Below are 21,782 nucleotides of genomic sequence, written 5' to 3'. Positions count from 1 at the left end.
GATGAAATATTTAATTTCTGTTCTATTCACTATTACTTCATTTTTTAACACGTATGCTTTTACAGTACCAACAGTATACAATACAGGTAAGTTAATTAATATTACGAAAGAACACTATTTAATCCAAACTAAGTCGAAAAAATATATAAAGGTGAAACCATTTTTAAACAATCCTAAAGTAGGGATTCAGGTAACCTACCCTATTTCAACGACCGACATTGCTGTATCAGATAACTATATTTATCAACAAGCTTTAAAAATGTTACCGCAAAGTGAATACACATCGGATATTATCGAAGCTTATTTGAAGACACTTGCTGAGGTTTCACGAAATGGACTCTACAAGGTTGAAAGTACAAATGGTGGAAAATATTCATTTAACTTTGTCATCGATATGCTAATCCCAACAGCTTGCGCTGAAGGGCAAGAATGTAACAATATGTGCTACTTTGGTGGTTGGGCATCAACGAGAAAAGGTAGCTATTGTCAGGCTCCTTGGAAAGTTTCTGGTTTAGATAAAGTTCAAAGTGTTGATTCAGAAGTTTATACTAATAGTTATAGTTGTGGTGGAAAAAACCTATTTCGCTGTAATCCGAAAATTTTTGGTGGCTATGACTCTAGTCTCGACCCACTACCATTTGTAGCTACAAAAAACTCAAAAAGAAATAGCGAAGCCGGAATTTGTATTAAAGTCTCACCTTCATATGCTTATGCGACTTCTCAATGTCTAGAAGCTTCTGCAAAAGTTCCTAATTTCAAAGAGTCTTTGAAAGAGCGCTATAATAACAATAAAGAAACATTTGAAAAAATCATTGATAATGTAAATTGTTTTTGTGAAGCAAAGAGTACACCTAAAAAGGCATTTAGCTGTAATGCTCTAAAAGAAAGGCTTGCAACAATTTTTGAAAAGCCTGAGCAACCAGAAAGTCCTAAAGTAGAGGAAAAAGAACCAGAGCCTACACCAGAAGCTATTCCAGTAATTCCACGTGATGACGACGGAAGAGAGAAAGCAATTCCTCGAGAAGCAGATGGTGGCGATGAAGAAAAATTTGTTCCTGTACAGGTAGAAGTCGAACAAGAAGAGGAGCTTCTTCCTGATGATTTAATCTATTACAATTGTAACTTTGATTCGAATGAAAAATTATTTGAAGGAAAGAATGCTAATTGCTCAAATAAGGGAGTGTGTCTTAAGAAGTTAATCTGCGAAGCCCACTCTGAAAAGCAAAAGAAGTTCGATATTAAATCTAAACTTCTTGCATACTGTCCTTGTGATGAAAATGATGCCACTCAATGTGCCAATGCGAAAGCCGACAAGGCCATTCGTACAAGTGCTCCTGATTCGTCTAACTCATCATCAGCACAAGAACAATAATTATAGTAACTCTAGTAACTCATCGATTTTTGCATTAACTAGTTCAAGCTCATGGCCTGCGCTAGTTATTGCATCGGTGTCACCCGCCGCTGAAGCATTCTGAATTTTCTCTTCTAAAACAGACTGATACTTTTCTAATGTTTCAATCTGGGCCATGATCTCTTCTTCTTTATATTTATTTCCTGATACCTTAGGCTCTTCTTTTTTTACTGGTTCTACTTTTATCGGAGCAGGCTTTTCTTTTATTGGCTTTACATCTTCTTCCCAACCAATTTTTTCAAGAAATTCGTCATAAGTACCCTCAAAGAACTCGGCACCATCTTTTCTAAAGATTACAAGTTTGTTAACACAAGAGCGCAGAAGATCCTCATTGTGAGTTACAATCAAGCATGCACCCTCATAGTCATTGATCGCTTCACCTAGAGACTCAATACTCTCCATATCTAAGTGGTTTGTTGGTTCATCTAGAAAAAGTAAGTTCGTTTTCTTTGCCAGAATTTTTCCAAGCATAACCCTAGCTTTTTCTCCACCAGATAAAACAGAAATTCTCTTGTCTGAATCTTCACCAGTAAAAAGCATAGTTCCGGCAATTGCCTTTACTCTCGTAATAGGTAGTTCCGTATTAACTTCTTGGATTTCTTGAGCAATTGTATTCTCTGCATGAAGACGTTTCACATTTGTTTGACCAAAGTGTCCTAGGGCAAGACTTGGGTGTTCCCAAATCTCTCCTGTTCTCTGTTTAAGCTCATGAGAGAGAACATTGAGAAGAGTCGACTTACCTTTACCATTTTTTCCAATAATCCCAATTCGATCTTCACGGTCTACTTCAAAACTCACACCAGAAAATAAATTCTCTTCATCATAACCAAAGCTCAAATCGTGAACTTTCATGATTTGCTTACCTGGACATGAAATATGGTTAAAAGAAAAATCAAGATCAGCTATCTTTTCTAGTTGCTTCATATCTTGCATCTTTTCAATTGCCTTTAAACGCGACTGAGCTTGAGATGCACCTCTGGCACTTACACGGTACTTATCCACGTAATCCATCATATGCTTTATTTTCTTCTCTTGATTCACACGAGTTTGTTCATAAATAATCTCATCTTGCTCAAGCTGTTCGTAGTACTTCTTTGTTGGCCCTTTTATTTTTCTAAGCTTTCCACGATGAACACCCATCGTATGAGTCGTTACCGAATCCATAAATGAACGATCGTGAGTAATGATAATTACTTCACCTTGGAAGGTTCTTAGAAATGAACGAAGCCACTGAAGTGAGACGATATCAAGGTAATTTGTTGGCTCATCTAATAAGAGGCAGTTCGGCTCAGTAAGAAGAGTTTTGACGAGATTAATTCGTATCTGATAACCACCTGAAAAACTCTGGGGACTTTTCACAAAATCTTCATCAGAAAAGCCTAGTCCAGTTAAGAGTTTTTCTGCTCGGTAAGTTTCATATTCAAACTCAGGCCCTAGTGCTGACATACACTCGGCCAAGACAGTCTCATGCGAGAAGTGAATATGTTGATCTAAGGTACCGATTTTATAAGACTTTGGAATCTTTACTTCGCCACTATCATAGGACTCGATCCCCATAATGACCTTAAATAAAGTCGATTTACCAGTACCGTTTCGTCCCACTAGGCCTATTCTTTCACCCATATTGAGTGAGAACGTCACTTCTTCAAAAAGCGTTCGGCCACCAAAAGATTTAGTTACATTTACAAGCTGAATCATATATATTGTGTAGCAAATAAATTCATTAATAGAAAGCAGATTAGACAGACAAGAAAGGGCACACAATGAGTCAATTTGAGAAATTAAAAAACATCGCAGTAGTTGCGCACGTTGACCACGGTAAAACAACCATGGTTGATGAAATCCTTAAGCAATCAAACACTTTTGACGAACGCGCTGAAGTTGAAGAGAGAGTAATGGACTCTGGCGAAATCGAAAAAGAACGCGGGATTACAATTACAGCTAAAAACTGTTCTTTCTTTTACAAAGACACAAAAATTAACCTACTTGATACTCCAGGCCACGCGGACTTTGGTGGAGAAGTAGAAAGATCACTAATGATGGTAGATGGTGTACTACTTCTAGTCGACGCTTCAGAAGGGCCACTTCCACAAACTCGTTTTGTACTTAGAAAAGCTCTTTCAAGAGGACTAAAAGTTGCCGTTATTATCAATAAGGTTGACCGTCCAGACCAAAGAATTGAAGAAGTAAAAGGTGAATGTGAAGACCTACTTCTAGAAATCGCAACTGAACTTGAAGTTGAAGACTTTGATATTGATATCCCTTTTATCTACGCTTCTGCAAAGAATGGTTGGGCAGCAATGGAGCCAGGTGTAGTAAGGGAGGATATGATTCCGGTACTGGATTTCATGGTTTCAGACTACTTCCCAGAACCAAAACAAGACATCGATTCTCCTCTACAATTACTCGTTTCAAATCTTACATACTCAAAATTTCTAGGACAACAATTTGTTGGACGTATTCACCAAGGTACAATTGTTAAGAACCAACAATTTACTTGTATCGGTGATGGAAAATCTAAGAACTTCAAAGTTTCAAATATTCAAACTTACTCAGGACTTCAAACAGTTGAAGTTAACGAAGCTCACGCTGGTGAGATCGTTATTTGTGCAGGTATTGAAGAAGTTCATATTGGAGATACAATCACTCCAACTACTGCTCAAAACCCACTAGAAAGAATTGAAGTAGAGCCACCAACTGTTGCGGTTAACGTTTCTGTTTCAACTTCACCAATGAGTGGTCAAGAAGGTGAATACCTAACTTCAAGAAAGCTTGAAGAATTCTTACAAGATGCTTGTCGTCTAAACGTTGCTCTTCAATATGAAGGAACTGACGATGCAAAAGTATACAAACTAAAAGGTCGTGGAGAGCTTCAAATCGCTATCGTTTTCGAAGAACTAAGACGTAAAGGTTTTGAGCTAATGGTTTCAAGACCAGAAGTACTTTTCCAAGATATCGATGGGCAAAAGCACGAGCCATATGAATTAGCAGTTCTTGATGTACCAGATGATTTTACTGGTGTTGTAACTGAAAAACTTTCAATCAGAAAAGGAATCATGTCTTCAATGATGCCAATCGGTGAAGGTCGTACAAGAATTGAATTCGAAATTCCATCACGTGGTCTAATCGGTTACCGTGGTGCTTTCATGACAGATACTCGTGGAGAAGGGATCCTTTCAACAGAATTCCTAGGTTACCGTCCATTTGCAGGTGAAATGCTTGCTCGTCAAAATGGTGCCATCATTTCAGATAGAGCTGGTAAAGTTACTGGATACGCTGTCTTCAACCTACTTAACAACGGTGAGTTCTTTGTAGAGCCAGGTGATATGGTTTACGAAGGGATGGTTATCGGTGAAAGTAAAAAAGAAAACGATGCCAACGTTAACATTTGTCGTGGGAAACAACTAACTTCAGTTCGTACTGCAGGTAAAGATGAAAACATCATTCTTCCACCAGTAAGACCAAGAACTCTAGAGTGGGCACTTGACTGGATTGATAACGATGAATGGGTAGAAGTAACACCTCAAAATATCCGTATTAGAAAGAAAGAGCTTGCTGCTAATAAACGTTCAGTTGTTAGAAAAGAAAAGAAGAGCAAGGACTAATTGCCAATTAAAAAGCTTAAAATATCCAATATAGGCCCCTAGACAAGAACTAGGGGCTTTTTTTTTCCACAATTACGAACTCTTAAGTACCTATAATTAAAGAAATTATCTAAATAATTCCAAGACGACGCGTCGAGCATATATTTATCTTATTGACGAGCATATGAACCAACCTTTAAAATCAATACGTTATAGTTCAAAACTAAAGAACGAGAAGTTGAATCATGTCAAAAATTTTAAAGGCCCAGAAGCCACACGTAACAATCGTTGACGATGACAGCGATAACTTAGAAAACTACCAAGATCTTCTAGAAGATGAGTTTGATTTAGAACTTATTCAAAATCCTCTCGAGCTTCTAAGTTTCTTGAACACAAACAAGACAGACATTATGGTGCTGGATCTTCACATGCCGGAAGTAAATGGTTTCGAACTATTTAGTAAGGCCAGAGAACTTGCTCCGCGTACTCCTGTAATTTTCTTAACTGGTGACCCATCAGAAGAAGCCTGTGTTAAGGGACTTGAAATTGGAGCACAAGACTTTATTGTTAAGCCAGTAACTATTAATGAACTAGTGGCCCGTATTAAAAATAAAGTAGAAGCAAAGAAGAATAAGCATCGTCGTAAAAAGAAGAATGAAATCAACTTTGAAGATCATAATTTCTCAATCAATCTCGATCAGCAAAATGTTGTTCTAGAAGGGAAAGAAATTAAACTTACGACAACTGAGTATAAAATCATCACTCTATTAGCTTCAAACCCTAACAAAATATTCTCAAGAGATCATATCTCTCAAGTTGTTTGGGCCGATAGTGATGTTAACTCACAAAATATTGATACTCACCTATCAAACCTAAGAAGAAAGATTAAGCCTTTCTCAAACTACATCAAGACAATTAAGTCTCGTGGTGTACTTCTAAGACTGTAATATTTCTTTTAATATAATCTCACTCGCATGCTCCCTATCCTGAGGGATAGCATGTGATGGGATATTTTTTATTTCTTCTAATAAGTCACAACGACCAAACTCATCTTCAGTAATTACGATAGAACCTAAGAGGCGGTTTGCTTCCATCGCATTGTGATATTGCTCGTTCTTTTGTGCAATTTTTAATGGAATATAAAGACTAGGTTTACCAATTGCAATCAACTCAGCAACTGTTCCTGCGCCAGAGCGTGAAATAATGTACTTTGCTGCCTTCATTAGATCAGGCATTTCATCACCTAAGAAAGCGACTGGAAAATAGCGACTACTTTCAAGAGATTTATACTCCTCAATATACTGACTTCCAACTTGATGTATAACGACAAATTGTTTCGTTAACGGCCCTAAGTTTTCTTTAATTTTATCATTCAATAATTTCGAACCATTTCCACCACCAGTAATGAAAAATATTGGCGCATCTGAATCCTTAAGCTCAATACCTTTGAAAGTACGAGTCTTTAGTTGAGTTGTTTTAAACTCATCTCTTACAGGGTATCCAGAATATCGAACGATCTTTTGAGGAAAATATTTTAAAGAATCTTTAAAACTAACGAACACACGATGAGCAAATAATGATGCAATTTTATTAGCAAGCCCTACTCGTGACGTTTGCTCATGAACAATAATTTTATAACCAAGAAGTTTACCTGCAACAACAGTTGGGACACTCACAAATCCCCCCATCGATACAATAGTATTTGCACGTAAACGAATATGAGCAAGATAATAAAAGCATTGAATTAGTCCGATCATTAGACGAAAAATATCTGTAATATTTTGCCAATCGAGATATCTTCTAAGCTTCCCTGTTGAAACACCAATATAGCGATCAACCTTACCTTTCGTTAACTTTGACTCAATTCCAGTATATGAACCAATATAGTAAATCCTAACAGAATCTTCTTTTAACTTATCAATTAAAGTTAGAGCAGGAACAACATGTCCACCACTTCCACCACCAGTAAATACAACAGCTTTTTCTTTCTTCTTATTTCTCATAGAGAAATTATACATATTTTGCGGCTACATAGCCAGAGGACCAGGCCCATTGGAAGTTATATCCTCCAAGAAGTCCTGTAACATCAAGAACTTCACCAACAAAGTAAAGATTCTTTTGCAATCGACTCTCCATTGTTTTGGAGCTTACCTGATTTGTATCCACACCACCTCTTGTAACCTCGGCCTTACGATAGCCTTCGGTTCCATTAGGGACAAAAGTCCAGTGATGCATTACTTCTATTAGCTTTTCTTTTTGTGCTCCAGAAAGTTCTGCACAATTTCTATTTAAGGGAAGATCATGCTGGGCCAACCAAAGCTCAACAAAACGACTTGGTAAATGTCCCTTTAAAGCATTAACTAGATTTTTCTTCTTATGTTCTTTAAGAATTTCGTAAAGATCACTCTTAGGTAAGAAATTAATCTTAACCTCGTCCTTAATATTCCAATAAAGTGATGCTTTTAAAATCGATGGACCACTTAGGCCCTTATGAGTCCATAAGATATTTTCAAGAAACTTCTTACTTCCTACCTTCACCTCTGATTCTATAGCAATACCTGCTAAATTTGCATTCACTTTGTCTAAAGTAAAAGGCACTAGTGCAGGTGTCGTCTCGATTAATTTATGACCAAATTTTTTCGCCACACGATAGCCGATATCAGTTGCTCCAAGCCCAGGAAATGAAAGACCTCCTGTTGCAAGAACAAGAGTTTCACTTAAAAAATCAGTGCCATCAGATAAAGTGACTTTATATTCTTCTTCATGCTCAACATCAACAACACGACTATTAACTCTTAGCTCACAATTTTTAGGTATAGACTTCAGTAGTGCTTCTAAAATTCCACGCGACTTTTGATCACAAAATAGCTGACCTAACATCTTTTCTGTATAAGTTAAATTGTATTCAGATATAAAAGAGATAAAATCCCAATTTGTATATTGGCTTAATGCTGACTTACAGAAATGAGGATTATTAGAAACATAGAAATTTGGAGTGACGTCAAGATTCGTAAAGTTACAGCGCCCGCCTCCAGAGACAAGAATCTTCTTTCCAGGGCCTTTTGCACCTTCAAGAATTAAAACACTTCTTCCTCTTTTGGCAGCATGAATGCCGCAGAATAAACCTGCGGCACCAGCACCAATGATTATGACATCATATTTTTTCATTTAATTAGATTTGGCTACGAGAGTTTCCTCTATTTCCGTTTGAGCGCCCAGTGCTGCTACGACGGTTTCCAAAACCACCACGGCCACCTCTTTCAGAGCGTCCACCACGATCTCCACCGCGTCCGCCACGGTCACCGCCACGGCTAAAACGACCACCGCGATCACCACTGCGTCCACCATCACGAGAACGTTCTTTAGTTGCTTCAAATCTTAGTTTCTTGTTACCGATGAATACTTGTTCTTCACCGTTGATTAGAAGCTTTCCACTTTCAATTGGAATATCAATGAAAGAGAACTTATCTTTAAGCTGAACGTTACGGATCTTTCTTTGATCAATTTTAAGCTCACCTGCAATTGCATCTAAGAAAGAAGCAATTTGAGCACCGTCATCACGTCCGTAGTTTACGAAACAACGAATATTACCACGGTTATCTGCTCTAACTTCACCACGTGCACCACGCTCACCTCTTTCACCTCTTTGCTTAGGCTCCATATCGATGATTGGATTCATTTCAAAACGCTTCAGATTGTCAGCAAATAGTGACATATACATTGCTCTAAGAACTTGCTCTTTTTCAAGATGATCAAAGTTCTCAGCAAAGATGCTAAAACTATCGTCTAAAGAATCATCTCCCTCAAGTTCTTCAAAAATCTCCTCAAAGTGGTTTAGCTTACGGCGAACCATAGCTCCTTTAAGAGTATCAACTGAAGGAATTCTTTCTCTTTCAATTTTAGCTTTTGTTAGTCTTTCTAGTGCAGAAATCTTTCTAATTTCACTTGGTGAAACGACAGAAAGAGCTAGACCTTTTTGACCCGCGCGTCCTGTACGACCAATACGGTGTACATAAGACTCTAGATCTTGCGGAAGTCCATAGTTGAATACGTGAGTTAGGTGATCAACATCAATCCCACGAGCTGCAACGTCTGTACATACAAGAAGCTTTACTTTCTTATCTTTAAACTTTCTCATCGTTACATCACGATGTTTCTGATCCATATCTCCGTGAAGAGAATCCGCAAGGTAACCTCTAAGGTTTAGTTCATCACAAAGAGAGCTTGCTTCAAGCTTTGTCTTTGTAAAGATGATCCCGTAGTAATCCTCAACAGCATCAAGAAGACGACAAACTGCTTCTCTCATATTTTGATCACGTACAAGGTAGAACTTTTGCGTAATATTATCATTCGAAAGAGTTTTCTTTTGAACTCTAACAATTTCTGGTTCATCAAGATAATTCTTAATTAAATCAAGAATTGCAGGTGGCATTGTTGCTGAGAACATCCACGTTTTCTTATTTTCAGCTTGAGCAAGAATTTCCTTAACATCATCAAGGAATCCCATGTCTAGCATCTCATCAGCTTCATCAAGTACTGCATACTTAACTTTTTCAAGCTTTAGAACACCACGATTAATTAGATCAAGAACACGTCCTGGCGTACCAACAACAATTTGCGGCTTAATTTTCTTTAGGTTTCTGATTTGGTTATCAATTGCAGTACCACCGTAAACCGACATCGTCTTTACAGTTTCAAATGTTGAAAACTTTTTAATTTCATCGTTGATTTGGTTAGCAAGCTCTCTTGTAGGAGAAAGAATAATTGCTTGAATATTCTTTTCACTTCCATCAATACGATGAAGAAGTGGAAGAGAGAAAGCAGCAGTCTTACCTGTCCCAGTTTGGGCCTGACCAACAAAGTCAGTGTCTTTTTCAATTAATAATGGAATAGCTTGAGACTGGATATCTGTTGCCGATTCGAACCCTCTATCTTCGAGTGCACGAAGCAGCGATTCCTTAAGTGGAATTTCGTTAAAATTCAATTTTGACTCCTTAAACGCAAGCCTAGAATGCAGGCCACGGATGTTTGCTCGATCTTGAGCTGAAATAATGACTAGTGACCGTCATTTATAAATAGGCGTATTTTCTTAATTTCCGGGACTCTAACACGCTAGACGCTGTGTTTCAAGGGCCATGGAAATAATACAATTGTTCAATTTTTAATTGTATTGAACTCATCTCTCAAATTTTTGGCCATGTTACTAAAAAATGTTGAAACCGTGATGGATTTATTAAGTAACCAATGGTCAGTGCTACACGTAAATGTGTACGTATAACGTGTCCTGCCTCCAGCGGCCGGCATTATGTAATAAACCCCACCAGATGTTTGCATCACACTGTTATTACTAAGGGGAGACGAGATATAACTCTTTGAAAGCTTGTCATCCATCATCTCCATCGTAATTTTAAAGCCATCCATATAGCGATAAACACGTATCAAATCATTATATGTATAAAGGCCACGATTATAGGATCTACGCTTAACGACAAAGCGCTTGATTTCATTCTTATCGAGTTTTTTTATTTTGAGATCATTTACAATGACAGACTCAATTAACGAGTCACTAGAAAATGGACATTTTTTAAATTTATTAGAGAGAGTGCGTTTATCACTAAGTTCATTATTACAACGTTTATCAAAGGCCAAGACTGTGTCTAAGACAGTATTTACAGGTAGAGCTAGAACATCACTAATGGTTCCTTGATAGAAACGAATTCCATCTTTCTTTCCCGAAATCATAGCGACATCGAATTCTTTCGATTTTACACGATGATCAATATCAAATTTTTTAATATTGATGGCATATGCTGAAACCGCAAAAAATATAAGAATAAGAGTCTTCATGCCTTTTATTTACCATCATTTGAAAATTTGGGCAAAGACTAAGAGGACTTTCTATAAAAGATCAAAAATTCTAATTACTCTCTATTATCTTTATGGTCTTCATAAAAACGATCGATTACCTCTTGCCTCTCATCAGTACTTAGTTCCAAAAGAATATTCAATGTTTCTAAGACTTCTTTCTCCTCTTGTGAGGAGCTATCTTTGTAATCAAGACGATCTTCAAGTTTACTTATAACATGCTGTAATGCCGTCTCTTCTACTAAAATTTGTCTCTTTAAAAGCAGATTATTAAGGCTCTTTTGCTTTTTAAGAATAACAATATCTAGTGCCGAGCTCTCCTGCTCTTGATGATAGATCTCATTTTTAATTGTATTTAGCCTTTCCTCTAGCTCACTATCAACATTACCTGCAAAAGTACTAGCAGATAGAAGTAGGGCCGATAGAATAACCAATAGTGTTTTCATGATATTTTCCTTAAATTTAATTTTGAATTAATTCAAGTTAACATCAACAAACTGTATTTTGATTACGATTGAAAGCATTACAAGCGGTGTATGAAATATACACATAAAATATTTAGACCTTAAGGCCCATTCCCAAGAGAAGGAGCCCTAAGTCATCGATTTTATATTATAGATCGCGAAAGACTTCGTCCTCTATGAATTCATTTGTTTCAAAGTTCTTAAACCAAAGCCTAGCTGAGACTGTTTTTATAATCTCACCAGTTTTCACGTCCTCGATCCCAATAGCAAGATGTGCAATATCATCTGCTATATCGTAACACTCTTCTTTTGTCGTATTCTCAATAATGCGCTTTTCAGTCCACTCTTGAAATACTCTACTCATTTTTATTCTAATTGGTAGATTTTCACCAAAATTTCCCTGAACCATACAAGCAGTACTTAACGGAACTGGCATTGGCTCTGTTGATGAATCAGCGTCAGTTTGATCATTGGCAAAAATACTAAGACTCGCTAGAAGTGCAAATAGACAAAGACTTCCTTTTAACATTTTAGGCATAAATTCCCCCTCTCATAGAATTCAAATATTTCGATATGGGCAAACCTATCAATAACGAGGAGCCTCGACAAACCTACTTCATACAAATTGAGAAAGATTAAGAAAAACTTAACCGCAGTTAAGTGTCTTAGAAGTCTGTCATAGGTGAAATTGGGAAAATAATTTCAGACATTTCTGAATACCTAGAGCTACCGCCCCAGTAATCAAGATATTTGTAGCGAAAATAATAACGGCCATCACGCGAACTATGCCAACAAAACTCCGATCGATCGGCCCAAATCTCACGTACCATTTTCTTCTTATCAATATCACGATAGATTTCTATAAAGTACTTCTTTGCAGTTGAGTAACTAGGAAGATCCACATTGTAACAATTTCTTTTTGAAACAAATTTCATCACATAACTACTCATGCTTTTTGGATTACTATTTTCTGGCGCAGTAAGAGAAAAACTTCTTTCACCAAATGATATCAATTGCCCATTTTCGATTTGAGAAACCTTAATTTTATAGATTCCGACAGTGTTTTGTTTAAAGACAAATTGTGAGTTCACAGTCTCTTCTTTTAACACCCTTTGGTTCTCTCTATTAAGAATTTCGATTACATATTTCACGGAGGCACTTGCTTTCTTCGTTGTGCTCCAAGTGAAAGTTTCACTAATTAAATCTTTTTGTTGCTTTCGCTCTCCAGTAGTAATTTCAATTTTTTGAACTTCCAATATCTTCGGAATTATTACTGGCTCAACTTCTTCAACTTTTACTTTCTTTGCTACAACTGGCTCAGAGGGTGGAGGTGATATACTTTGAACTGTTGTAACGATAACAGATTGTTTTGATTCTATTTCTTTATTTTGAAATATAAAGATCGTAAGAGCAATGAAAGCTCCAACGATCATTATGATAGAACTTCTATTGCTTAATAATTTTTTCAGAACTGATCTCTCTTCTTTTTGGATTTGAAAAATCATACTTCGCTCTTACTGCACGATATTCTTTCTTAACCGTTGCATAATCTTTGTAATATAAAGTGAAGCCTGGAAAAATTAAATCGTAATCATCAATGATCTCTTTATTATTATCCCAAATATTAATCCAGAATCGACTATTACCTTCGTAAACTCCTTGAGAAATTTTCCCAAGGGTATCATCCTTTTTTATAAGGTATGGCTCACCTTCTGGTCTTACATAATTTAAATTTTCAGGAATTCGAGGAACCTTAATTGTTTGCCCAACATACATATCTACTGATCCATTTAAATCCCTAATTTCTTTCCATTTACGAATATCTTTATAAAGATAAAATGCAACTTTCATGGCGGTATCAAACTCTTGAACTTCATATAGGTCATAACTCAGATCAGACGAAGCAGGAGTTCTTGATCCCTTCATTGAAATTTCTTTTTCAATAAGATTACTTTTAGGAATATCTTCATAGATTGTATCAGAGCGAAGAAGTTTAGTTTTTTCACTAACAGTACCTAGATTAAAAACTAGATCATCCTGAGTAAGGACAAGAGTATCATCCTCAATAGACGAATCCTCTTCAGAAACAAATTTGTAAACATCAATTGAACAAGATTGAAAAATAAGATTAATAAATAAAATTGAAATAAGATTGATTTTTTTCACATACACCTCAATACATATTGTCGGTATCAGTAAAAAAAAGTTTAAATTTTATAAAATATAACCAAAACCGAGACCAACCCTTAAAGTTGTAATATTAGAGGGCCCACTCATCCAATGATACTTAATCAAACTATGGGCGAAAAAGTTATTCCCGACGTTTTTAAACAGGTAAAAAAGAATCTTACTACCTGTAAAGCTTTGAGTATTTTCAGCATTTACTAAACTAGAGCTCCTCTCAGATGCTATAGACTGGGAATAACTCAATTTTGCAAAGAGCTTTTGACCAAATAAATTTACAGAGCGAGAAGCTCCTAACGTAGCATATAGGACTTGATTAGTATCAAAGCTTACAAGGTCATTCTTTTTCAGGTTTTCAAGATTGAATGTATTAAATTCTTCGTAATCAAGACCAGCATATAATGAAATAGCAGGTGAATTTAAACGATATGAAAAATAAAGATTTCCTCCAATCTCAGGATCTACATTTATCTTATCATTAGTATAATCATCTATTTCGGCCGTTGTTAGATATGAATAATAAATACTACCTGAAATATTAAAAGGTCTATCCTTTGGATAATAAGATGTACTAAGCCCTAAAGATACAGGTGAGTTCTGTAGAAAGCTCACATCAGCGTAAGCAGGATTATCTTGAGCAAACTTACCATATGAGGCCATATAGAACACAGAAGAGCGAAACGTTCTCTCGCCTAATTGCTCTTTAATCCTTTTCATGCTGTTTTGATCAATCCTCCCTGCTTTATTTAACTGGCGTTGATAAACAGAGAATTTATTATAATCCAATAACTCAACTGAAATATATAATTGCAGAACACTATCTTTTTTAAGCTTCGAAAAATCCACTTCATTAGCTTTCATCGTGCGCTGAACCATTGGGTGCTTTGCACTTACAACAGCATCATCAAGAATAAACCTTTTATAAATCTCAGAGAGTCTCTCACCACTAAAGTTTATTCGATAAGGAAACTTGATAAAATCGACTTTCTTATTTTTAAGTATTTCTTGAAAATCTATTGGCTCTGCACTGACAAAGTTGATGTAAAAGAATGATAGTAATATGACTTTAATAATTTTCACTTTAATCCAATCGCTACGACAAAATATATTTAATTATAGCAAATGATTGATTTGAAGCAACCGCCTGCGGGAAAAGATGCCCAAAGGCATGTTTTCGTGCAGAGTGGAACCTAGGATCGTAGAAAAGAGTAATACGACCAATCCATCTTACGAAGTTGGGGGATTTAAAGTGAGTTAACAAGTTTGCATGGGACCCTCTTTAGCTCCCATCGTGGTCGCTCATCAGGGTTGCACGGCTTCAATTAGCCTATTGCTAATTGCCGCCTGCAAAAAAGGCAAAAAAAAAGACCGCGAAAGCGATCTACCAAAAAGATGGTGCCCAGAAGAGGACTTGAACCTCCACGCCAAAGGCACTAGATCCTAAGTCTAGCGTGTCTACCAATTTCACCATCTGGGCACAATTAAAAATTTTTCAAAAATTTCATTGGTAAGGCGTGAGAATATTTATAAGGGACTTCACTCAATATGGCAAGAAAAAAATTACGCTGCTGATTTATTTTTATTATTAAGCTTTCTCTCTAAGTCTTTAATTTTATTTGAAAGGATTTTGTTTTCCTGATTTATTTTATGATTATCTTTTTTAAGAGAAGAAATTTCTGTTTCCATCTTAGATTTAAGCTTATTTTGTTTATCCATTAGCTTTTCAAGATGGGCTATTTTCTTATTATTTGCACCACCAGCTGCAGCAGCTTTCTTAGCTTTCTCTAATGTTTGAATCTGAGACTGAGCAAACTTAAGTCTTTGCTTGTACATCTTGATCTCAATATTTGCATCTTTAAGTTTTGTCTCAAGATCTTCACCTGTACCAGAAGTATTAGAAGTGTCGCCTTTAAACTTGGCTAACTCTTTTTCTAAGTCTTCTACTTTTAAGATTTCTTCTTTAAGCTTTTGTTGTGCCAGACTAAGCTCTTGCTTATCTTCTGCGGCCGATAGGTTAGCTGCATCAACTTTCTGGCTCATGACCTCTATCGAGTCACCTTTTATTTCTAACTCTTTTGAAAGCTGTTTAACTTTCTCTTCAAGATCCTGAATTGCTCTTTGCTCACCCATTGCTCCAAGAGGAGATTGACCATCTTCTTCAACTAGCACGTCTTGAACTTCTAGAGCAGGAGTTTGCTTTGCCTTTTCTAACTCGGCTTGCATCTTATCGAATAAGTGGCTCATACGAGCAACTTTCTCTTTCATTGCATAGTATTCAGACTCTCTAATAAATTGCTCTACAGACTTTCCAGTCTTCTCTAATACTTCTTCAGCAATATTACCTTCAACACCGTCTTTTACAGTTTCAAAGTCTTCTTTAGGAACGTTATATGTTTCTTCAACATATCCTTGTACTGAATTTAAGTAATCATTATAAGTTTCAAGCTCTCTTTCATTTAAGATCTTATTTTTAACTTCTTCTTTTAAAGCATCGTTATCAATTGGCCAATTCTCTGCCTTAACAAGATCTTTTAAAGTTTGTCTATCAACCTTATTAAAAAAGTTCTCATTGAACTCTTCTCTACTTTGTTCATTAAAGCTGTTAGTCACAGTCAGTCTAATGGCTTCCTTTAGGCTCTCAGCTTTTTCCTTATTTAATACAGACTTTTTAATAAATTCAATTTCATCATCAACTAAGACCTTAAGCATTTCTTTATCTGGATATGCCTCTAGGTTATCTAGAAAGTCATCTTGAGAGACTTCTCTCTTTGAGAGAAAATCAACTATTCTCTTTAACTCTTTTAATGATGCCTTTTTTATAATTGGATCGTGATAATTGCTATGATCGACAATTCTCTCACTTGAATCTTTTACGAGCTCTTCACTAGAATTAGCTCTTGAAGAGTTTACTTCATAGTCGAAACGAGCAATATACGATTTCTTTTTTTGAAGCGAGAACCTTAGATCCATCTTCCCTTTTTTTCGATTAATTCTCAAACAAAGATAAGAGAAGTCACTAGAAATGAATCGATAAATTTCATTAATCAATTCATCATCAACAAAGATAGATGAAATCTTCATATTTATAAGAAGCTCTTCATCGCTAAAAAGCATCTCTAATTCAACAGGAGCGCATTGTCTCTTGAGAACAATAGCATTTAAAATTCCCTGTAAGCCAACAGAAAGTTTTTCAATATCAAATGAATTCTCATGGGCCTTGAGGTTTGCAAGGTCACAATAATAACCGACACTAAAACGAGAGAGAATTTTATATTGCTTAACTTTAGTAAACTGTGGGAATGTGCGATTTTTAGGGGTTTGTAGAACGCCGAAGTAGTTTTCAATTTCATTTAGAATAAATGAATTCTCAGTATAGACGGCGTCAGGAGTAAGACTTACCACACCAGATTTTATCTCTTCACTGATATAGACAACTCTTCCCATTGGGTTCGAATTCTTATAGCTAGTATCATTAACTATTATATTTCTCTTATCTGAAAGCTCTTCAATACTTTCAACTTGAGTAAAATTTAAGTCTTCACACATTAGCTCACTCAGCTTCTCAAAAAGCTCTTGATCGATAAATGTATAAACCTCAATTCTATTACTCACCTACGCGCTCCTCCCAATATCTTCTTGAGAGAAAATTTCATTGAAGTAGCGATAGTCTTTTACATTATCTAAGATTGATTTAAAAATGACTTCAATATCATTGGAGTCAAATTCTAGCTCTAAGGCGAACACCTGATCATGAACTTTATGCCATAGCTCACTAATATCATCATCTAAGTTATAATCGAGTTCAAAAAAGTCTCGACTTAGGCTCTTAAGATACTCAACATTACCGTATGACTCCTCTAAGCTTGCTAACTTATCCACAACATTTGTTCCATTACGGCAAACATAAGAGAAATAAGTCATTAGAATGGTATTGAAAACTTCTTTTAAAAAGTTGAAATCAAGATACCCCGAAATCAGGGCCAAATATACAACAGATGAAGAAATGACTTGTGCCTTTTTAAATGTAATAGCACTAGTTTTAATAAACTCCTCTTCAAGGTTAATATTGTCATGATTAAACTCGTAGAAAGTTTCATGACAAATAAAAACGAAGTCTAGTGTCGAAGACTTTTTCTCACCTTTTAAAATACGATAAAAGTCCACCAGAATAAGATTTCGATAACGAAGCTTCACTTCCTCTAATTGGGCCTTTTGAAGATCCATAAAGTGATCGACGACTTTTGAAACGCGCTCTTCATCAATGATTATTTTTTGAAAGAATTGATCATTTTGTTGCGAAAGTTTTTCAACTAACTCGAGATTAGCAAACTCTCCAGCACGGCCTATAAGAAGGCGCCTGCCACTTGGTCGTGACCAATACAACTCTCCTTTGAGTAGAGGATTGTTTTGAATTTGCTGGAAACTTAAGTTTATCTCTCTCATAATCCCGTAAGCTAATAAAATTAGGGCCTAACAATAGGCCCTCTTAACAATATTTATCGGAATGTTGAGTAAATAAATTAAGCTATTTTTTAATAGTCGAGCGTTTTCCTACGCTTTCCCTTTAAGCTTAGGATCTAGAGAGTCACGAAGAGCATCTCCAAGTAGATTTAATGCTAGAACTAGAACAAACATAGCTAGTGTAGCTGCAGAAAGTTGCCACCAAACACCACGTGCAAGTTCAAGTTTTGAGTCATCAATCATTGTTCCCCAAGAAGGCTGACCTTGTACTCCAAGACCTAAATAAGAAAGGATTACCTCAGATTTAATTGCCTGTTGGAATCTTAGTGAGAATTGAATGATAACAATGTGGAAGATATTTGGAAGAATATGCTTAAACATTCTTCTCATATTTCCTGCACCCAGAGCAGCTGCTGCCTGAACATACTCTCTTTCCTTGTGGCGTAGAACTTCACCACGAACAAGACGACATAGACCAACCCAAGAAGTTACCCCAAGAGCTAAGAATAGTGATGATGTCCCTTTTCCAAGTACCATAGTTACTGCAAAAAGAAGCATGATATAAGGAATTGAAGCTAGTGAAGTATAAAACCAAACAATGATTTCATCAACTTTACCACCAAAGTATCCGGCCATAAGCCCCAGAGTCACACCAATTACAGTTGAGATCATAGCTGTTGAGAAACCAATCCCAATTGCCATTTCTGCACCTTTAAGAGTTTTATATACTACAGAGCGACCAAAGATATCTGTTCCAAATAGTGCATCTGCACTTGGAGGCATATACGATGCTCCAATCTCTTTTGACCATTCACCTGCAATAACACCAAAGAATGTAAGTGCTGCAAGTATTACATATAATCCAATAACAACCATACTAAAGACTGCAGCTTTATCATTTTTAAGCTCCGTCCAAGCATGTCCCCATAGTGATTTTGATTCGCTTGATAAATTTGCTGACATGACAACTCCTACTTTAGCCTTACTCTTGGATCAACGATTGTATATAGAATATCTGTAATTACCGTAAAGATAATGTAGGCCATTGCCGAAAGAATCGTCATCGCCTTAATAACTGGGAAGTCATTATCAAATACAGCTTTTACAGTTAATCCACCTAGCCCTGGAATTGAGAAGAAACTCTCAAGTAATAGAGCACCTAAAATAAGGAAAGGGATTTGGATAACTACATATGTAATAATTGGAATTAAAGAGTTCTTTAATACGTGCTTTAGAAGAACAACTTTTTCACTTAGACCTTTCGCACGTGCAGTACGTACATAGTCTTGATAAATATCATCTAGAATAACTGTTCTAAAGTAACGAAGATCCGGACCAAGGTTTAAAACAACCATGATGATAACCGGAAGTATTACGTAAGGAATAAAGTATGGGAAACCATGCTCATAACCAGAAATTTCAAACCACCCTAACTCATAAGCAAAAAACTTCTGGAAGAAGAGGATATAAGCAAGAGATGGAATACTCATTAAACATACACAGATAATAACAAGTGTACGGTCAATTAGCTTTCCTCTAAAAAATGCTACGATGATCGCAAGTAAAATAGAGAAAACTGTCGAAATTAAAAACGCTGGAAAAGTTAGCGTTAGTGATGGTACTGCACCTTCTTTAATCATATCGATAATACTTTGCTTTGTTGCCCAAGAGCGACCAAAGTCAAAAGTAAAAGCTGACTTTACAATACCGATATATTGCTCAAGTAACGGACGATCAAGACCAAGCTCATGTCTAACTTCTGCAATTTGCTTTGCTGAAGCGTGCTTCCCAAGCAGTAACTGAGCAGGATCATATCCCGATAAGTTAAAGATAGCGAAAATAATTAAACAAACCCCCAAAATAATTGGGATCGTATAAAGTAGTCTTCTTAAAATATATGACCAAGTATTCACAAAAACAGCTCCTTAGCTCGAACTTAACTAGCGTATCGCTTATTTAAAAAAGCAACCATTAAGATTGCTTCATTAAATAAGCGCTGAAGTAAACTCCAGCGCTAACATTTATCAATTATAATTTTGATTGCATGTCTTTTTTAATTTTTAAATCAACATCTAAGTACTGATCTTGACCAGCTTCAAAGTCTGTTGAAATGTAATTCTTTAACCAGCTGTGCTTAATTAAGTATGACTGACGGTGAACACCATATAGCCATGGAACTTCTTCAGCTGCCATTTTGTTAAGAGTTTCATAGATAGCAGTTCTCTCTGGAGAATCTTGCATAACTGAAGCCTTAGCAAATAGTTTGTTGAATTCAGCATTATCATAACCAGATCCGTTAGCACCTGGAGATTTATTTGGTCCATAAAGTAGTTGTAGGAAGTTTTCTGCATCTGGGTAATCTGCACCCCATGCGATTCCGTAAAGCATTACCTGACGAGCAGTAATTTTCTTTTGTAGCTCTGGCCAAGAGTTTTGAACAACTTTGATATTTACACCAATTTCTGCCATTTGCTTTTTGAAAAGCTCACCAATCTGTCTTGAAGTTGAAGTACTTGGACAGTCATAAGTAATTTCAGGAAGACCTTTACCTTCAGGGTAACCAGCTTTTGCTAGAAGTGCTTTTGCTTTTTCTAGGTCACGGTTACGGTAAGGGTTTACATAATCTGGCATGTAACCAGCAATCCCCGGAGGAACAACTGATTGTGCTGGAAGAGCTGTATCATTATAGAAAAGCTTATTAAACTCTTTTACATCGTAAGCAAGTGCAAGCGCTCTTCTTAGATCAACGTTATTGAATAGTTTAAGGTCGTGATTAAAAGCAGTATAAGTAACATCTAGTGATGGTGATACTGATAGATCAATACCTTTCTTAGCAAATTCTTCTCCAAGACCTTTACCTGGAGTAACAGCTGATTCAAAGTTATCTTTTGGGATACCAATATAATCAACACGTCCTTTAAGGAAGTTTAGCCATCTTGGTTGATCTTCTTTAATGATGTTTACTTCAATCTTTTCTACGAAAGGAACTGGCTTACCAGCATATGCAAGCATGTGTTTGAATTCATCACTTGCTTCAGATGGGAAAAGCTTCTTTCTGAAGTTAGGGTTTCTATCGTAAGTAAACTTCTTTGAAGATTGGCTAAACTCTTTCAGCATGAAAGGACCTGTACCAACTGGGTGGTTTAGGAATTCTTTCCCATAGTGATCAACAACTTCTTTTGCAACTACAAATGTAAATGGCATTGCAAGAGAGTATAGGAATTGTGGGAATTGCTTCTTTAGTTTGAACTGAAGAGTGTACTTGTCTAGAGTCTTTAGACCCTCAACAACTTCTGTATAATCAACAGAATCTTTCTTAGAGTTCTTCTCACGCCACTCATCAAGACCAACAATCTTATCTTGAAGTAGCCACCAACCTAGACCTTGTAGTTTTGGGTCTGCAAGTCTCTTGATTGAATATACAAAGTCTTCTGCAACAAGCTCACGCCCTTTACCATCTTTGAAGGCAGCGTTGTCTTGAAATAAAACACCTTGTCTAATTTTAAAAGTATAAGTTAGACCATCTTCTGAAACTTCAGGAAGAGCTTCTGCAAGATTTGGTACAAGTGTGTATGGTCTCTTTAAGTAGTGGTACTCTAATAGACCTTCGTAAACACGACCAACTTCATTTGAAGAATACTTGTCGTTTGCATAAATTGGATCCATTCCCTTCACTTCTGAAGTAACGGCCAGGTGTAGAACTTTTTCACTAAGATCCACTTTTTTTGTACATGAAACTGTTAAAGCTAATAGCCCCATGATTAAAAATGAAACAAGATTCCTTGATTTCATAAACCATCCTTTGTTCAAAAA

Annotated in this window: 18 protein-coding genes and 1 tRNA gene; 3 read left to right on the top strand and 16 right to left on the bottom strand. The window is 36.3% G+C overall.

What is annotated here, in order from left to right; translation table 11 throughout:
• Position 1: 1 nt before the first annotated feature.
• On the top strand, positions 2-1,372 hold the full coding sequence (locus ACMAWV_RS03130) for a hypothetical protein (RefSeq protein ID WP_103218886.1): 1,371 nt from the start codon (positions 2-4) through the stop codon (positions 1,370-1,372).
• Here ACMAWV_RS03130 and ACMAWV_RS03125 read toward each other — a convergent pair whose 3' ends face one another.
• Positions 1,373-3,109, bottom strand: coding sequence for an ABC-F family ATP-binding cassette domain-containing protein (locus ACMAWV_RS03125; protein WP_412469961.1), 1,737 nt, complete (start codon positions 3,107-3,109; stop codon positions 1,373-1,375).
• Between the two features lie 65 nt (positions 3,110-3,174).
• Here ACMAWV_RS03125 and typA point away from each other — a divergent pair, with 65 nt between their 5' ends.
• Both typA and ACMAWV_RS03115 read left to right on the top strand, forming a co-directional pair.
• On the top strand, positions 3,175-5,016 hold the full coding sequence (gene typA / locus ACMAWV_RS03120) for a translational GTPase TypA (RefSeq protein WP_103218884.1): 1,842 nt from the start codon (positions 3,175-3,177) through the stop codon (positions 5,014-5,016).
• Positions 5,017-5,240: 224 nt separating this feature from the next.
• Positions 5,241-5,942, top strand: coding sequence for a response regulator transcription factor (locus ACMAWV_RS03115; protein WP_103218883.1), 702 nt, complete (start codon positions 5,241-5,243; stop codon positions 5,940-5,942).
• On the opposite strand, the gene ACMAWV_RS03110 is transcribed toward ACMAWV_RS03115, so the two are convergent.
• From ACMAWV_RS03110 to ACMAWV_RS03040, 15 genes are all read right to left on the bottom strand, one after another.
• Positions 5,931-6,998 (bottom strand): UDP-N-acetylglucosamine--N-acetylmuramyl-(pentapeptide) pyrophosphoryl-undecaprenol N-acetylglucosamine transferase, encoded by a 1,068-nt coding sequence (locus ACMAWV_RS03110; protein ID WP_158246928.1) that lies wholly within the window; start codon positions 6,996-6,998, stop codon positions 5,931-5,933. The two genes, ACMAWV_RS03115 and ACMAWV_RS03110, sit on opposite strands and share 12 nt — an antisense overlap.
• A 7-nt stretch (positions 6,999-7,005) precedes the next feature.
• Entirely contained in the window at positions 7,006-8,163 is a 1,158-nt protein-coding gene (locus ACMAWV_RS03105; protein WP_412469962.1) for an NAD(P)/FAD-dependent oxidoreductase, read from the bottom strand.
• Between the two features lie 4 nt (positions 8,164-8,167).
• Positions 8,168-9,979 (bottom strand): DEAD/DEAH box helicase, encoded by a 1,812-nt coding sequence (locus ACMAWV_RS03100; protein WP_392990730.1) that lies wholly within the window; start codon positions 9,977-9,979, stop codon positions 8,168-8,170.
• A gap of 170 nt (positions 9,980-10,149) precedes the next feature.
• Positions 10,150-10,842: a hypothetical protein gene (locus ACMAWV_RS03095; protein ID WP_103218879.1), complete on the bottom strand. Its 693-nt coding sequence runs from the start codon at positions 10,840-10,842 to the stop codon at positions 10,150-10,152.
• A 74-nt stretch (positions 10,843-10,916) separates the two neighbouring features.
• A complete protein-coding gene (locus tag ACMAWV_RS03090; RefSeq protein ID WP_103218878.1) occupies positions 10,917-11,306 on the bottom strand; it encodes a hypothetical protein in 390 nt (129 codons plus the stop codon).
• A 166-nt stretch (positions 11,307-11,472) separates the two neighbouring features.
• Positions 11,473-11,862, bottom strand: a complete 390-nt coding sequence (locus ACMAWV_RS03085) for a hypothetical protein (RefSeq protein WP_103218877.1) — start codon at positions 11,860-11,862, stop codon at positions 11,473-11,475.
• Between the two features lie 127 nt (positions 11,863-11,989).
• Positions 11,990-12,829 carry a hypothetical protein gene (locus tag ACMAWV_RS03080; protein WP_412469963.1) on the bottom strand — a complete coding sequence of 280 codons (840 nt, stop codon included), beginning with the start codon at positions 12,827-12,829 and terminating at the stop codon, positions 11,990-11,992.
• Positions 12,771-13,490 (bottom strand): LysM peptidoglycan-binding domain-containing protein, encoded by a 720-nt coding sequence (locus ACMAWV_RS03075; RefSeq protein WP_103218875.1) that lies wholly within the window; start codon positions 13,488-13,490, stop codon positions 12,771-12,773. Before ACMAWV_RS03075 ends, ACMAWV_RS03080 begins: the two co-directional genes overlap by 59 nt.
• A 48-nt stretch (positions 13,491-13,538) precedes the next feature.
• Complete coding sequence (locus ACMAWV_RS03070; RefSeq protein WP_412469964.1) at positions 13,539-14,588, bottom strand: hypothetical protein; 1,050 nt, start codon at positions 14,586-14,588, stop codon at positions 13,539-13,541.
• 313 nt (positions 14,589-14,901) lie between these two features.
• A tRNA-Leu gene (locus tag ACMAWV_RS03065) sits at positions 14,902-14,985 on the bottom strand.
• Between the two features lie 83 nt (positions 14,986-15,068).
• Complete coding sequence (locus ACMAWV_RS03060) at positions 15,069-17,120, bottom strand: hypothetical protein (protein WP_103218873.1); 2,052 nt, start codon at positions 17,118-17,120, stop codon at positions 15,069-15,071.
• Positions 17,121-17,951 (bottom strand): hypothetical protein, encoded by an 831-nt coding sequence (locus ACMAWV_RS03055; RefSeq protein ID WP_146037904.1) that lies wholly within the window; start codon positions 17,949-17,951, stop codon positions 17,121-17,123.
• Positions 17,952-18,059: 108 nt separating this feature from the next.
• Positions 18,060-18,932 carry an ABC transporter permease gene (locus ACMAWV_RS03050; protein WP_103218871.1) on the bottom strand — a complete coding sequence of 291 codons (873 nt, stop codon included), beginning with the start codon at positions 18,930-18,932 and terminating at the stop codon, positions 18,060-18,062.
• An 8-nt stretch (positions 18,933-18,940) separates the two neighbouring features.
• Positions 18,941-19,882 (bottom strand): ABC transporter permease, encoded by a 942-nt coding sequence (locus ACMAWV_RS03045; protein WP_103218870.1) that lies wholly within the window; start codon positions 19,880-19,882, stop codon positions 18,941-18,943.
• A gap of 115 nt (positions 19,883-19,997) precedes the next feature.
• Positions 19,998-21,761: an ABC transporter substrate-binding protein gene (locus ACMAWV_RS03040; protein WP_103218869.1), complete on the bottom strand. Its 1,764-nt coding sequence runs from the start codon at positions 21,759-21,761 to the stop codon at positions 19,998-20,000.
• Positions 21,762-21,782 lie beyond the last annotated feature (21 nt).

The sequence above is a fragment of the Halobacteriovorax sp. RT-1-1 genome, assembly GCF_047085455.1.
Lineage (GTDB): Bacteria > Bdellovibrionota > Bacteriovoracia > Bacteriovoracales > Bacteriovoracaceae > Halobacteriovorax_A.
This window is presented reverse-complemented; position numbering and strand designations above follow the sequence as displayed.

Bases quoted from the DNA above. Each gene is read 5' to 3' on its own strand.
- ACMAWV_RS03055 (WP_146037904.1), bottom strand. From the start codon at position 17,951: ATGAGAGAGATAAACTTAAGTTTCCAGCAAATTCAAAACAATCCTCTA.
- ACMAWV_RS03090 (WP_103218878.1), bottom strand. From the start codon at position 11,306: ATGAAAACACTATTGGTTATTCTATCGGCCCTACTTCTATCTGCTAGT.
- ACMAWV_RS03095 (WP_103218879.1), bottom strand. From the start codon at position 10,842: ATGAAGACTCTTATTCTTATATTTTTTGCGGTTTCAGCATATGCCATC.
- typA (WP_103218884.1), top strand. From the start codon at position 3,175: ATGAGTCAATTTGAGAAATTAAAAAACATCGCAGTAGTTGCGCACGTT.
- ACMAWV_RS03040 (WP_103218869.1), bottom strand. From the start codon at position 21,761: ATGAAATCAAGGAATCTTGTTTCATTTTTAATCATGGGGCTATTAGCT.
- ACMAWV_RS03130 (WP_103218886.1), top strand. From the start codon at position 2: ATGAAATATTTAATTTCTGTTCTATTCACTATTACTTCATTTTTTAAC.
- ACMAWV_RS03110 (WP_158246928.1), bottom strand. From the start codon at position 6,998: ATGAGAAATAAGAAGAAAGAAAAAGCTGTTGTATTTACTGGTGGTGGA.
- ACMAWV_RS03050 (WP_103218871.1), bottom strand. From the start codon at position 18,932: ATGTCAGCAAATTTATCAAGCGAATCAAAATCACTATGGGGACATGCT.
- ACMAWV_RS03115 (WP_103218883.1), top strand. From the start codon at position 5,241: ATGTCAAAAATTTTAAAGGCCCAGAAGCCACACGTAACAATCGTTGAC.
- ACMAWV_RS03105 (WP_412469962.1), bottom strand. From the start codon at position 8,163: ATGAAAAAATATGATGTCATAATCATTGGTGCTGGTGCCGCAGGTTTA.
- ACMAWV_RS03125 (WP_412469961.1), bottom strand. From the start codon at position 3,109: ATGATTCAGCTTGTAAATGTAACTAAATCTTTTGGTGGCCGAACGCTT.
- ACMAWV_RS03085 (WP_103218877.1), bottom strand. From the start codon at position 11,862: ATGCCTAAAATGTTAAAAGGAAGTCTTTGTCTATTTGCACTTCTAGCG.
- ACMAWV_RS03080 (WP_412469963.1), bottom strand. From the start codon at position 12,829: ATGATTTTTCAAATCCAAAAAGAAGAGAGATCAGTTCTGAAAAAATTA.